12 protein-coding genes are annotated in these 13,748 nt (G+C 45.6%); all 12 read right to left on the bottom strand.

Annotation, left to right across the window (positions count from 1 at the left end; all coding sequences use genetic code 11):
• Positions 1-229: 229 nt before the first annotated feature.
• A complete protein-coding gene (tnpC, locus tag EYZ66_RS08655) occupies positions 230-1,105 on the bottom strand; it encodes an IS66 family transposase (RefSeq protein WP_139042552.1) in 876 nt (291 codons plus the stop codon).
• Positions 1,106-1,111: 6 nt separating this feature from the next.
• The gene (locus EYZ66_RS08660; RefSeq protein ID WP_050793388.1) at positions 1,112-1,831 is read right to left on the bottom strand and encodes a DUF3592 domain-containing protein; all 720 of its coding nucleotides are present in this window, start codon (positions 1,829-1,831) and stop codon (positions 1,112-1,114) included.
• Positions 1,832-2,039: 208 nt separating this feature from the next.
• Positions 2,040-3,197: an esterase/lipase family protein gene (locus EYZ66_RS08665; RefSeq protein WP_009575243.1), complete on the bottom strand. Its 1,158-nt coding sequence runs from the start codon at positions 3,195-3,197 to the stop codon at positions 2,040-2,042.
• A 736-nt stretch (positions 3,198-3,933) separates the two neighbouring features.
• Complete coding sequence (locus EYZ66_RS08670; protein WP_235714686.1) at positions 3,934-4,398, bottom strand: YybH family protein; 465 nt, start codon at positions 4,396-4,398, stop codon at positions 3,934-3,936.
• 19 nt (positions 4,399-4,417) lie between these two features.
• Positions 4,418-5,311 carry a copper resistance D family protein gene (locus EYZ66_RS08675; RefSeq protein ID WP_009575239.1) on the bottom strand — a complete coding sequence of 298 codons (894 nt, stop codon included), beginning with the start codon at positions 5,309-5,311 and terminating at the stop codon, positions 4,418-4,420.
• A gap of 18 nt (positions 5,312-5,329) precedes the next feature.
• Entirely contained in the window at positions 5,330-5,677 is a 348-nt protein-coding gene (locus EYZ66_RS08680; RefSeq protein ID WP_009575238.1) for a copper resistance CopC family protein, read from the bottom strand.
• 38 nt (positions 5,678-5,715) lie between these two features.
• Positions 5,716-8,877: an efflux RND transporter permease subunit gene (locus EYZ66_RS08685; RefSeq protein ID WP_160195647.1), complete on the bottom strand. Its 3,162-nt coding sequence runs from the start codon at positions 8,875-8,877 to the stop codon at positions 5,716-5,718.
• Between the two features lie 15 nt (positions 8,878-8,892).
• Complete coding sequence (locus tag EYZ66_RS08690; protein ID WP_009575235.1) at positions 8,893-10,647, bottom strand: efflux RND transporter periplasmic adaptor subunit; 1,755 nt, start codon at positions 10,645-10,647, stop codon at positions 8,893-8,895.
• Positions 10,647-12,032, bottom strand: a complete 1,386-nt coding sequence (locus tag EYZ66_RS08695; protein WP_009575234.1) for a TolC family protein — start codon at positions 12,030-12,032, stop codon at positions 10,647-10,649. The genes EYZ66_RS08690 and EYZ66_RS08695 overlap by 1 nt, the downstream gene beginning before the upstream one ends.
• Entirely contained in the window at positions 12,032-12,529 is a 498-nt protein-coding gene (locus EYZ66_RS08700) for a DUF411 domain-containing protein (RefSeq protein ID WP_040816288.1), read from the bottom strand. Before EYZ66_RS08700 ends, EYZ66_RS08695 begins: the two co-directional genes overlap by 1 nt.
• A 103-nt stretch (positions 12,530-12,632) precedes the next feature.
• A complete protein-coding gene (locus EYZ66_RS08705; RefSeq protein WP_083814349.1) occupies positions 12,633-13,010 on the bottom strand; it encodes a hypothetical protein in 378 nt (125 codons plus the stop codon).
• A gap of 189 nt (positions 13,011-13,199) precedes the next feature.
• Entirely contained in the window at positions 13,200-13,721 is a 522-nt protein-coding gene (locus tag EYZ66_RS08710) for a permease (RefSeq protein WP_009575232.1), read from the bottom strand.
• Positions 13,722-13,748 lie beyond the last annotated feature (27 nt).

The raw sequence follows: 13,748 nt of genomic DNA on the forward strand, positions 1-13,748 counted from the left end.
ATGGCGAACAGGTCGAACCGACGCCGGGAAAACCCTTTATGAGCGTGGAGCCACGAGCTCGTGTAAGCGATTGGGAACCGGCGTGCGAATAGCCCATCAGGGTCCGATGCCTATAAAACGGCATCATTGGAGAGACCGGATACACGTAGGCAGTCGTACCTTCTCGTGATCAAAAAAGTGCTTGCAATAGAGGAGGAGTCCATACACGGTTTATTAACCGCGGGGTTGCCTATGACGTTTCCGCGGAGATTTTTTTCAAAGACCACGGCAGGAAGTCTTCGATATCCTCCACGGTGTCGGCCTGAGGCAGCCGGGTGAACACCTCACGCAGGTACTGATATGGCTCCAGCCCGTTGGCCTTAGCTGTTTCAACCAGGGAATACAGATTGGCGCTGGCCTTCACGCCCTTTACCGAGTCTGAGAAGAGCCAGTTCTTGCGGCCAATCACGAAGGGGCGGATCGCATTCTCCGCCAGGTTGTTATCGATCTCCAGGCGCCCGTCTTCCAGGTAGCGGATAAGCTTCGGCCACTCGTTGTTCAGGTAGTTCAGCGCCTTGCCGGTCAGGGTGCTCGGCGGCACATTGGGCAGACTGGTGTCCAGCCACGTGCGCATCTTTTCAAGGATCGGGGCGGCATGCTGCTGGCCGTACAGCTTGCGCTCCTCAGGTAGCATTTCTTTGGTACGGGCCACTTTCTCGATGCGGTAGAGCTTCTGGATCCACGCCAGACCCTGCTGGGCTTTGCCTACCCGCTTGCTCTTACCCTGGCCTTTCACCGCATCACTGAAGTTCCGGCGCGCATGGGCCATGCAGCCGAGTTGCTTCAGCTCACCGGCAGCCACCACACCGTTGTAGCCACTGTAGCCATCGGTTTGCAGATAGCCGGCAAAGCCTTCCAGTAAGCCCATTGGCACGGTCTGGTTGCGGGTCGGGTCGTAGTCAAACAGCGTCACCGGTTCACCCGGTAGCCCACCTGTTGAATTGCATTGAATCTTGATCCAGTTTCCAGAGGTATTTGCATATGTGATTGACCCGTCTTTGATCCAAAAACACGAGATCGCCCAATTAGTTGGGGCACTTTCTCCGGGGCAGTATAAAATGCAAATCGCGGGTCAGATTTCACTGCAAATCAACACGGCTGCGGTCTGCTCGATATCCACAGCCCCTGCGCGCGCACGCTGCGCCAGAGAGATCAGGTCGGAGAAAAATCCGCTGCTGGCCCCCGCCTCACGCCGGTCGCGCCGGCCGCCGATGAATAGCCAGACGCCGAATATGATCAGCGCCACGCTCACCAGCAGACTGAATAGTGACAACAGTACCACCATGCCCCCTGCGCCAACGAAGATCAGGTGAAACTTGCCGTCGATCCCGTCGGTGCGATAGGCATTGGCAGGATTGCTCGCGGAATAGAGGATGTCCACCGATTTGCCGATGGTGGGGCGGCCGCTGGAGCGTACCGAGGAAGTGAACTGGTATTCCTCGCCATCCACGGTATAGCCGTAGCGAGGCGCATACATCGTTTCGCCGTCGCTGTTTCGTCCCTCTTCCACCTCGACAATGGTGCCTCGCGTTTCCACCCCATCGGTCAATTCATCCGGTGCCATCAGGTTGCCGGCGCCCAGGAAGATGAGTCCGAAGACAACGCCGAAAATGCCGCCGAACAGCCCGCCCTTCTTGCCCTTGCGGCCATCGGTCACGCCGCGGATGGTGCCGAACAGCCCCTCGGCGACCAGGACTGCGCCGGCGGTCATCTTTGCCGCTCCCCGGGCCGCAGGATCGTCGGACCAGTTGGTGGACACTGTGTTCATGAAGTGCTTGATACGCTGAAGCATGCCCCCCCTCTTACGCCAGTTACCAATGGATACAGAGTGCCAAGTAAATGACGGTCAGGCAATCACGCTGCCAGAAATAGCGTCAGACCCCTATCGAGGGGCAGCAGGCAGCGAATCCGGACCTGATTCCCAGTGTCCATTGGTGACTCACCGCAAGCCGTGCTCTGGTCGGGGGCAGGACGCTAGTGCACATTGCCCAGCCATGCCGTCAGCTGATCCGTGACCCGTCGATCGCGCAGCATTGCCAGGTGACTGAGGTCATACAGAATCCGCGTGTGGTCGGGTTGCAGGGCAAGATCGTACTGCGGGTTGCCGTGCCTTCCCGTTGCGCTCGAGGGATGTACGAAGCCGTCGCCCAGCAATCGGCCAGCTCGCTCCCCGGATTTTTTTGACAGGGTTGCGGCGATGGCAAAGTGCTTGATTTTCCGCGGCAGCGGCGTGGGGACCCGGTAGTCGGCGTTGTCGCTGTGTGCGTCGTGATGTTCCCAGTCGTCGTCGCGCAGGTTGCCGTGACGCAGATCGGTAATGCCGTCGCTACGAATTCTGCCAAGCACCGCAAATGGCGCGGTATAGGGGCTGTAGGTGAGCAGTTTCTGCAGCCAGAAACCCCCCGTTCCATCACCGCACCATGGTGCGGTGTGCCGATGTACACGGCCTTGTCGACCCGTTCCAGCCAGCCCTGAGCTTCCTCTTGCGCAACGTGCATGGCACTGCGCGCCACCAGCCCGCCCATGCTGAAACCCACGAAGGTAATGGACTGCACCGGTCCGGGCCAGCTGGCCACCAATGCGGCGAGTGCCGCGGACAGCTCCTGCCCATTCCAGGAAATATGTTTCCCCGAATTGTAAGTGACATAGACCGGGGTGAAGCCCTGCTGGCGGGCCAGGGTCTCAATGTGGTTGTGATTCTGCCAGGTCCACTCCCGGTCGTTCATGCTCAGGCCGTGGACGGCAATCAGCAGCCGGCGGCCCGGTTTGCGGCTGCAGTCGGCCTCCCCGGGCAGGCCGACCCGCAACCGCATTTGCATGGCCAACGGATTGCCGGTACGCGCCAGGTGATCACCGCAGACACCATTCAGCGCGGCGATGATCGCCTCGCGGTTGGGGCCCGGCGGTGCCATGGTGTCCAGCTGCGACGAAAACCGTCGCAAGGCGATATCGAGGGCGCTGCGGGAGACGCCGTTGACCTTGCGGATGGCGCGATGCACAAACCCGGCAATCCCCGGTGCGGAGCCCTCCGGGGCCTTGCCCAGGGGCCATGCCCCGGCGGCTATGTTGCGGTACATGCCCTCGACGATATGGGTAACACCGTCGACGGCATCAAATACCAGATGGGCGCCGCCGCGCAGGGTCTTGCCTGTTTCCATGACTGCTCCTACCGGAGTGCCATCCTTTCAGCATAGCGCATTTGCCGGGGGCGGTGTTGGCGAGAAAAGACTCGGTGCCCAAGTCACTCAATAACCGAATTGAAGGCGAGTAAGTGCCTTTACGTGCCCGTCATTCCCACTCAATAATAGAGCTGTATTTTTTCCATGTAAAACAGTAGGTTACGCTCATATAAATGAGGTTTGTAACTTCTTTGCAAGTCGCCGCCATTTTGGCTCCCGAAATGTGTTTGTCTAAATCTATTGGCAATCAAACACCTGCTACATCTGCACTTACAAGCTTTGTAACTATGGCTAAACCTCCACTGTCGCATGATGCGACAAATACCATCGCCGCGCAGAAGGCACTCTTCTATTACATCCACTACCCTTTAGCTTGTATCCACTAGTGACTATGACGACCCTAGCGTTGAGTGAGTTCAACCCCGAAGGCCATATTAAATTCATCACAGCGATGCAATCACTTCTAGGCTTTATGATGCTGACATGGTCTGCTACGTTTTATTACAAACTTTTTTCGCAAGAAATTCCAAACAAAAAAAGCAATTAAACTCTTACGAACAACAGCACGATTTCACGGTTTTCCGACATATATCAATTAAGTTGCGACAAGCTTTAGCGCACTCCTGATAATACTGGGTTCCATTTTTTCTCAAAGCTTCGCACAGATAACACTGTGGTGAAGTCAATTTTATTCTCAGTCTTTTTTACCAATAAATTAATGAGACCAATGAATGTGCTTGATTTTCCATTCACCATTTTGTTTTTCTAGCACCATTGTTTCCATACCTTCGTAATCGCGCTCTTTACCCTTGTAAGAGCCTGTAGTATGACTACGCGAGGCCGATATCGCAGTATTACCAAGAACTGTCACTTGGTGCTCTAATGTTTCGCTCTTCATAGCCGCCAAGTACTTCATATCAGACAACATATGATGATGAGCGTATTCGTCTGCGCTTCTTTCAACACGACCGCCCTCATAAATGGTGACATCATCAGCTAATTGAGCACGCGCAAGCTCTTTGTTACTTGTTTCTAACGCTTCATGAAAAGCTAATACAACTTTTGCAGCTGGGGTATCCAGCCCTTTAAGCATTCCTTTATCTTTTTGTTTATCACCATGAGCGTGAACTACAAAGCTAACCGTCATTAATAAAACGAGTAGTATATTTCTTTTTTTCATTTTCATTCTCTTTTCAGGTTTAATTTACAGGGCCGACAATACTAGTAAGCACTGCTGTTACAGATAAAATGGCAATAGCTACAAACATTTCAATTGAGATTGATTTGGATAATGTTTTTCTGCCATCACTATTTTTGAGCTGCGGGACTAATTTCAATTTATGTGTAGCGGCTATCTTCATTACACAAATCACTAACAACAATTTAACTAATATGGTTTGTCCATAATTAGTAAATAGCAGAGCATCTAATCCACCCACCAACTGAATTGCCAATAATAAGCCAGCGATTAAGAGCAGACTTACCATGACACTAGCTTGTTTTCCAAACCTTTCCATCAATTGATAAAGCTTTTCGAATTCCAACTTATTGCAGGCTTTTTTAAGAGGGTAAAGGGCACCAAACCACCACGCCATTACAATGACATGCACCATTAATAGACCTTTTTCAAAGACCCCCATGACGGAAACGTGTCCAGCCAAAGTAAATGAATAAGAAAGAAAAAATAGACATATGACAAGCACGGCGTTTAAGACATATTTAGTAAGCTTCCAAACACAAAATTGAGAAGAAATTACTACTATCGCAACCCCAATCAGGCCAATCAAGCGCCATAGTGTGGTATCGCCTATTGACGAATCCCACATGATACTAATCATATCTAGGTCTAGCGCTCCTACTATTCCTTCTTCAACCATTGCGCCAGTGTTAGCAAAGAACCAAATTGCATTTGCTAGAAAAGCTATTAAGGCGGCAATAAGGGTTATCTGACTAAATGATCTTCTTTCTCCATTTTCCAAAGTATTACCGCCGTACACATTGCCAAAAAATGTATATCCAGCAATACAGGCAAAGCCAACGTAGAACGCAGTTTTCGTCAGCACTATGACCGTATTCCAGATATTAATTTCCATAGTAATTACTCTACTTAATTAATGAACCATGAAGCCAAAGTTGTCCTTCATCTTGTGACCATCTTTACCTAAGAAAGTGACATCTACGATGTAATTGGCTGGAGCCAACTGAGGTAGCTTCCATGAGAATTCACTGCTCGCTTCTTTTGAAGGTTGAAAGCCAAACTTTACTTTTTTTCCCTGCTTATTTTTTAACGATACTTTGACTAAACGCACTTCTTTACTGAACTTAAGTGTAAGTTCCTCTGGGGATGTCATTAACATTGCATTATCCGAAGGCGAACTTTTTTCAAGATTTACGTGTGCGAACACAGCGCTACTAATAACAACGCTGATTACCGCTAAGATTTTGATTAATGCTTTCATATTTACCTCTTTTAAAATTTATGGTTTAACGACTAAATTTAGCTTTTTGATAACTCTTGATTAAAGAAATTTATTTCTCTCTTTTTAACAATTGAATAAATAGCAGGCAGTACAATGAGAGTTAGTAACACTGCACTCGTCATCCCACCGACCATAGGTGCTGCGATGCGACTCATGACCTCCGAACCAGTGCCTGTTCCATATAAAATAGGTAATAGACCGATGATGATTGTTGCCACGGTCATCATGACAGGGCGTACACGCAAACCAGCGCCATGTAACAAGGCATCTTGATAATCTGCGTCAGAAATCTGTTCTGCTCGCTCGGTCGCTTTTTCCTTGAGATCTGTAAGAGCTTGATTCAAGTAAACCAGCATGATGACTCCAATCTCTACGGCAACACCTGCTAGCGCAATAAAACCAACACCTACAGCGACGGAAAAGTTAAATCCTTCCAAATACATTAGCCATAAGCCACCAATCATTGCCATAGGTAATGTCACGACAATAATGGCTACTTCGCTAAACGAGCGGAAATTCAAATAGAGCAAGATCAAAATAATGGCTAGCGTTAAGGGCAAAACAAATGTCAATTTTTCTTTTGCTCTTTCCATATATTCATACTGCCCAGCCCAAGAGATTGAGTAACCTGTTGGAATTTCTAGATTTTGCTCAAGGTACTCTTTAGCATTCTCTACATATGTCCCGACATCCACGCCTTCGATATCAATAAATGACCAGCCATTAATGCGAGCGTCTTCACTTTTTATTCCCGGAGCGCCATTCTCAACACGGATATCTGCTACATCTCCCAATGCGATACGCTGATCATTCGGAGTAATAACAGGCAATCTAGCGAGTTGCTCAGGCGAATCTCTATAGTCTTGTGGATATCTTAAATTGACAGGGTAACGCTCTTGTCCCTCCACAGTTTGAGTGACATTCATGCCTCCAATAGCCGTCGATACCACCTGCTGAACATCAGCAATATTTAACCCGAATCGACTCGCCTTTTCACGAGAAATATCTATCTTGATATAACGGCCGCCAGCTACACGCTCGGAATAAACCGATGCTGTTCCCTCTACCGCTGGTAACAATTGTTCAATTTGCTGACCTATTTCTTGAATCTTATCAAGGTCAGGTCCTGCTACCTTTATTCCAACAGGAGTTTTGATACCCGTCGCTAGCATATCTATCCGGGTTTTTATTGGCATCACCCAAGCATTTGTTAAGCCGGGTAATTTAACCAATTCATCAAATTCAGCTTTTAAACTTTCAGTGGTTACTCCGTCTCGCCACTGCTCTTGTGGTTTCAACTGAATGAATGTTTCAATCATCGTTAAAGGGGCAGGGTCAGTGGCGGTTTCAGCACGACCAACTTTGCCAAAGACGGTCTCGACTTCAGGCACTGTGCGAAGTAACTTGTCCGTTTGTTGTAATAATTCGCGAGCTTTACCAATGGATATGCCGGGGTAAGTTGTTGGCATATACATCAGGTCACCTTCATCCAATGGCGGGATGAATTCACTACCAATCTTATTAACAGGCCAAAAACCCACGGCGGTAACCAATAACGCAATTACAATGGTTGATTTAGGGAATTTCATAACCTGTCTTAACACAGGCATATACAGAGCGGTCAGTACGCGGTTCAATGGGTTTTTCTTTTCCGATATAATCTTTCCACGAATAAAATATCCCATAAGAACGGGAACCAGAGTTATTGCCAATCCAGCGGATGCAGCCATCGCATAGGTTTTAGTGTATGCAAGAGGGGCAAACATTCTTCCTTCTTGAGCTTCTAGAATAAAGACTGGTAAGAATGACACTGTGATAATAAGTAGACTGAAAAACAATGCTGGACCAACTTCACTTGCAGCTTTAGCAACAATTTGCCAACGGTTTTCATCCGTCAATGGCACGCCCTTTTTATTAAGAGCTTCCATGTGCTTGTGCATATTTTCAATCATTACAATTGCACCGTCCGTCATGGCTCCTATCGCTATTGCAATCCCACCTAATGACATAATATTGGCATTGATACCTTGCATGTACATGATGATAAAAGACACCAAAATTCCTAAAGGCAAGGTAATAACTGCGACAATGGAAGAACGTAGATGAAACAAAAATGCCGCACAAATTAGTGCAACCACAATTAGCTCTTCAATCAATTTATCTGATAGATTGCTAACCGCTCGTTCAATTAACTTAGATCTGTCATAAACAGGAACAACTTCAATACCTTCAGGCAAAGAGGCTTTTAATGATTCAAGTTTTTCTTTTACACCGTCAATTGTTTGCTGTGCGTTTTCTCCAAAGCGCATTACCACGACGCCCCCAACAACTTCGCCTTCACCATTTAACTCCGCTATCCCTCGGCGCATCTGTGGACCCAATCCAACATCAGCTATATCGCCAATACGCAATGGCGTACCCTGCTCATTAACGCCTAACGGTATTTTTTCGATGTCACCAACGGATTGAATATAGCCAGTGGCAGTTACCATGTACTCAGCTTCGGCCATTTCAACAACAGACGCACCTGTTTCTTGGTTACCTCTTTTCAGCGCCATTTGAACGTGAGTCAATGGTATACCGTAGGCTCGCAACTTATCTGGATCAACTTGAACTTGGTATTGTTTAACCATGCCACCAATTGCAGCGACCTCAGAAACTCCCGGAACCGTTTGAAGCTCGTATTTTAAAAACCAGTCTTGGATACTTCGCAACTGACTAAGATCATGATTACCAGATTTATCAGTGAGCGCATATATATAAACCCAGCCCACACCTGTTGCATCAGGCCCTAGCTGTGGTTTTGCTGCATCTGGTAAACTCGAAGCAACTTGACTCAAATACTCCAACACACGACTCCTTGCCCAATAAAGGTCTGTGTCGTCGTCAAATATGATGTAGACATATGAGTCGCCAAAGAACGAATAACCTCGAACCGTTTGTGCTCCCGGTACTGAAAGCATCGCAGTAGTTAAAGGAAAAGTTACTTGATCTTGTACTACCTGAGGTGCTTGTCCCGGATAACTCGTTTTGATAATTACTTGAACATCTGACAAGTCAGGAAGCGCATCGACAGGTGTATTTTTTAACGCAAATATTCCACCAAATGCGATGATAAGCGTGGTTAATAACACAAAGAAACGGTTACCCACTGACCATCTAATTATTGATTCAATCATTACTAATCTCCCTATTTAATGGTTCGAATGATCGACAACAGCTTTCTGTTCATGATTTGTCTCATGTTCGTCGCTGTTTTTTTCATTTGCTTCAAGGGAAATTTCAGTGATAACCAATTCATCTCTCACTTCAAACGTGAAAGTGACGTTGTCACCAACATTAAAGTCAGCTATTTCTATATTTTCCGCGACGATAAAATCCATCGTCGCAGCAGGTCTATCCCACTTCTCTATTGGGCCTCGACTAATATTGAAAGTGCGATTGCCTAAGGTTATTTCATTAATTAAACCTGAGACTGTTGCAGAGGATACTTCTGGCTGACTCATGATATGAATACCAGTTACTTCATATCCACTATCTTCGGTTTTAGACACCTCGAAGTGTAAAGATTGACCTGACTTTAAAGAGTCAACATCAACATTCTCAGCCACATTAAAGTCCATTGTCATTTCCGGCCAATCCCAAGCTTCAGCCGGGCCATGTGTAATATTGACAATACGATGTCCTGTCATGACGCTGTTTACTTCACCTTGCATCCAGATAGAGTTCGGCACCTCATCATGTGTCATACGCTTAAAGTCTGATGACTTACTTGATTCCGAATCAATTAGGAATTGAGCAGACGTAACAACAACATCATCTTCATTTAAACCGCTCAGAATCTCGATACTATCTTTATCAACTCGACCAATAGTTACCTCAATTGATTTAAACTGTCCGTCACCTAAGGCGAGGACGACTCTGTCTTGCTTGCCTGTGCGTATGACCGCTTCTTTAGGAACAATAATCGCACTGTCGGCTTGATTCGCATGGATCGAAACTTGTGCGAACATATTGGGCTTTAATTGAAAATCAGGATTACCAAATTTCAAGCGAACTCTAAGTGTGCGAGTTTTACTGTTTAATGCTGGGTAAACATAGTCAACCACACCTGTCCAATCTTCTCCGGGCAAGTAGTCTAGAGTCATCGATACTGGCAACCCTTCTTTGATAAGCGCTGCATCTCGTTCAAACACTTCAGCCTCTACCCATACTTGGTCAAGTTTGCCGATACTAAGCAAAGTATCTCCCGGTTTCACATAGAAACCTTCTCGTATCTTTAACCCATCTACAACACCTGCTTGAGGCGAATAAAAGGTAATTGTTTGTCGAACTTTTTTTGTTTGCTCTAGTTCTTTAATCAAGCCTGCTGAAAGTTGTAAGGCTTTAAGACGATCTTTAGCTGCCGTAACTAACGAGCCGTTATTGCGCTTTAAGGCGATTAACAATTCTTCTTGAGCATTAACTAACTGGGGAGAATATAAGCTGTAAAGGGGTTGACCTTTTTCTACAGGGTCACCCTCAGCCTTAACGTATAGTTTTTCGATCCAGCCATCAACACGTGGGTGGATATGAATTAGTTTATCTTCGTCATATTGTACATAACCCACCGTAGAGATTTCAGTGTGCATATTTTCTACCTCAACAGGTGCGGTACGAACACCAAGATTATTCACCACATGAGGAGCGACCCTAACAGCACCGGGGCCGAAGTCATCAGTTGATGATTCATCTTCATACACAGGAATTAAGTCCATCCCCATAGGAGATTTACCGGGCTTGTCCCGGCGGTAGTTAGAATCCATCGGGGCAACCCAATAAAGCGGCTTTTTCTCTTCAGAATTTGTTTTCGGTCCTTCAGAGTTAGGATTTAGGAATAAACCCAATGTCCCAGCACCTATTGCTGCACCAATGATGATCGCGATAATTATTTTTGTATTAGATGACATTATTTCTCTCCGAATTTACCAGTGTGTGCGGGTGCTGATTTTGAATGTGACTGTGCGAAGAAATAATTGATACGAGTTACTGTTTTCAATGCATCAACATCTATTTTTAGTGCGGAAATTCTGGCATTAAGCATTGCGATTCTAGCTCGAACAACTTCAGAAAAATCACCATCATCGTTGGTATAAGCAGTCAACGAAGCTTCTGCGTGGTCGTGGGTTTGCGTAAGCAATTGTTCTTTATATATTGACTGCCTTTCTGATAGTCTTTTCAGCTGCCTTAGCTCTTTTTCAATTTCGCTAATCATTTGTTTTGTTAACAGCAATTTCTCTGTTCTGACAGCTTCTGTTTCCGCGATTGATGCGGCAACTTGTTTATCTTGTCTATTTTCAGTGAATAACGGTAAATCAAACGTCACACCAACAGAAAACAAGTCTGCTCTATTATCTCCTGATGGCATATCATCACGATAGGCATAGCTGGCGTTTACTCCCCACTGGGGCTTATATTGTTGTTTGGCTATATCAACAGCTGTTTCAGTCACTTTTTTCTGAACATCAATTGAGCGAATCGCAGGGTGATTTTCTAATTCTAATGCCAGAGCATTTCGCGAATAATGAGCCTTCTTTAAAAATGCGGGGGTTTGCAATCGAATTTCAGGTAGAGTTTCTGAGACATTGAATGCCATTGGTTGCGCATCAAAATCAAACGCTTTTTCATAGTTACTGTCATCATAAAGATGAAGCCATTCGTTTAGACGAGCAATTGAGGTTTCTAATTTTTGCCTCTGGACTGTCAACCTATCTTCCAATTGAACGATTTCTAGTTGTGCTCGAATGACATCTTGTTGTCTTGTTTTTCCAATCACATTTGAGTAACTGGCTTTTGCTATCTCCGCCATCTGCTCAAATAGTTCCCAATCGTTCTCGATTAACTTAATGGTTTGTTGCGCTAGAAAAGCGTCTAACCAAAGTTGGGAAACTTCACTTTTCAATTTCGCCTTACGATTTTCGCGTAACAGCGGGTATTTAGTTGATTCGATTTTTAGCTGTTGTCGTTTGAGTTCCAAACTATCTCCTCTAGGAAACATTTGAGAAACTCCAACTTTAAATTGAGTCATACCTTCCTGATCTAAGTTCCATGTATCTGTTGGTAAATTCATCATGCCCACAGACATAATAGGGTCAGGCAATGTTCCAGAAGCTATACTGTTATACTCAACAGCTTGCTGTTTCAACTTGCTGCCGTGCAGCCAAGGGTCATTTTGCTGTGCTAATGCTATCGCCTGATCAAGTGAAATGATCTTTTCTGCTTGGGCATAAAATGCAGAAAATCCGATCATTAAACTAACAGTAATCTTTAACAGACTTGGAATTCCAAATTTCATTAGAATTGCTCCTCATAGGTTTTCACCTCTGCATACACTTCGCTAGTACCATCTTTAAATAGAATCAACACGTTATAAGGCATAAAACGTTCACCTACTTCCATCCCCGGAGAGCCAACAGGCATCGCTGGGACTGACAAACCAATGGCGTTGTTGTATTTTTCAGCTAAAAATTGTTTTATGAATTTGGCAGGCACATGCCCTTCAAACGCAAAGCCATTTCTAGTAACGGCTGTATGACAAGAGCGATAATTAGGTTTGATACCGTACTTAGTTTTTATATTGGAGATGTTGCGGTAATCTTTGGAGTGCGCAATCACCCCTTCATCTTCAATATGGGTTATCCACTTTTTGCAACATCCACAAGTCGGAGTTTTGTAAACTAATAACTCGATTAGCTTTGCTTCGACATGACTTTCATGATTATGCTCGGTAGCGTGAGTAAACGCTGGTATTAGCAGTATAGCTACCGCTAACTTAAAAAATAATTTGATCATTTTGCCCCCAGACAATGCTGGATAAAATATAGGCGCAATAGCGCTTAATTAATTAACAAGAAAAGTTATTCTGTGCGTAAATTTTGGACGCACTAACCCTGTGTTAGGCAAATATTGGTGGACGGAAAAGGGAAGTAGACATTGACTTTGGGTGTTCAGCGCCTTGGTTCACTATAGCTTCAGTAAAGCCCAAAATATCAGGTGAACCATTGTTTGAATTCAATAATGTGACTGATGTACATGCATTTGCAGGACAAATACAGTCTACGTCGCAGCAGTCTTTTGAACTTGAAGCACTAGCCTTCATATCACCATGTTCCATACCTTCATGAGACTTCATTGAAGAGTGTTCCATAGTCATATGAGATTGATGAGAATCTGCCGACATTTCACAAAACATAGATGTATAAGCCAATGCTTGCCCAACAAAGGCAGTAAGCATGGCAACAACAACTAAGACTTTTGAAAGTGGTTTAAACATACAGTTCTCTTAAAAATACCTTATCATGATAATCTAAACTTGTGTTTGTGTAAATGATACAGAGCGTTCCCTCTCAAAAAAAAACTAACTGAGCACAACGGTTATCAGCAATTCAGATGTGACTGTATAGACGAGGCTAGAAGTAGGATCGATGCAAGTCGCCCAATTTAAGAAAAATGCGCTTGTAGATTAGAAAAATGGAAGCACAGCCACACCAATTGCAAGCCATCCATACGCGACAATCGAAAGCGACAGCAGTATCCAGTCGCCAAGGCTTCGATTAGTTGACATCGATTTTTCTTTTTTATAGTACTGCCAAACGATGAATGCAGTGGTTAGCGCGAGAAAGAGCAAGTTCAAGAAAAACGTGTAGTCTATGTTAAAAAACTCACGATCTGTCATTGACTGAAATCCTGAAGCATCAGGCAAGTGTCCCAAGAGATCGAGTCCATAGTGCATGACGAGCGATACGCCCACAAGCGCACATAGAAATACAATCAGTATATAAATGGCCATTTTCCAGCCATAGTACTGCGCCTGAATCCGCAACACTGGAAATACCACCAGATCACTAAAGATAAACGCCATTACTCCAGCGAAACTTACCCCCTGCCCGAATAACACGGCCGCTAGCGGAATGTTGCCCATGGAGCCGATAAAAGTAAAAAAGGCCGCGACGGGGCCAACGATGGTTTGCGCAAGAATTTGCAAAAAGGAATTCGATTCTTGCCCGGCTCC

Source organism: Aequoribacter fuscus, from assembly GCF_009910365.1.
Taxonomy (GTDB): Bacteria; Pseudomonadota; Gammaproteobacteria; order Pseudomonadales; family Halieaceae; genus Aequoribacter; species Aequoribacter fuscus.

Coding starts and splice junctions, on each gene's coding strand:
- EYZ66_RS08660 (WP_050793388.1), bottom strand. CDS start 1,831: ATGCTTCAGCGTATCAAGCACTTCATGAACACAGTGTCCACCAACTGG.
- EYZ66_RS08665 (WP_009575243.1), bottom strand. CDS start 3,197: ATGGAAACAGGCAAGACCCTGCGCGGCGGCGCCCATCTGGTATTTGAT.
- EYZ66_RS08670 (WP_235714686.1), bottom strand. CDS start 4,398: ATGAAAAAAAGAAATATACTACTCGTTTTATTAATGACGGTTAGCTTT.
- EYZ66_RS08675 (WP_009575239.1), bottom strand. CDS start 5,311: ATGGAAATTAATATCTGGAATACGGTCATAGTGCTGACGAAAACTGCG.
- EYZ66_RS08680 (WP_009575238.1), bottom strand. CDS start 5,677: ATGAAAGCATTAATCAAAATCTTAGCGGTAATCAGCGTTGTTATTAGT.
- EYZ66_RS08685 (WP_160195647.1), bottom strand. CDS start 8,877: ATGATTGAATCAATAATTAGATGGTCAGTGGGTAACCGTTTCTTTGTG.
- EYZ66_RS08690 (WP_009575235.1), bottom strand. CDS start 10,647: ATGTCATCTAATACAAAAATAATTATCGCGATCATCATTGGTGCAGCA.
- EYZ66_RS08695 (WP_009575234.1), bottom strand. CDS start 12,032: ATGAAATTTGGAATTCCAAGTCTGTTAAAGATTACTGTTAGTTTAATG.
- EYZ66_RS08700 (WP_040816288.1), bottom strand. CDS start 12,529: ATGATCAAATTATTTTTTAAGTTAGCGGTAGCTATACTGCTAATACCA.
- EYZ66_RS08705 (WP_083814349.1), bottom strand. CDS start 13,010: ATGTTTAAACCACTTTCAAAAGTCTTAGTTGTTGTTGCCATGCTTACT.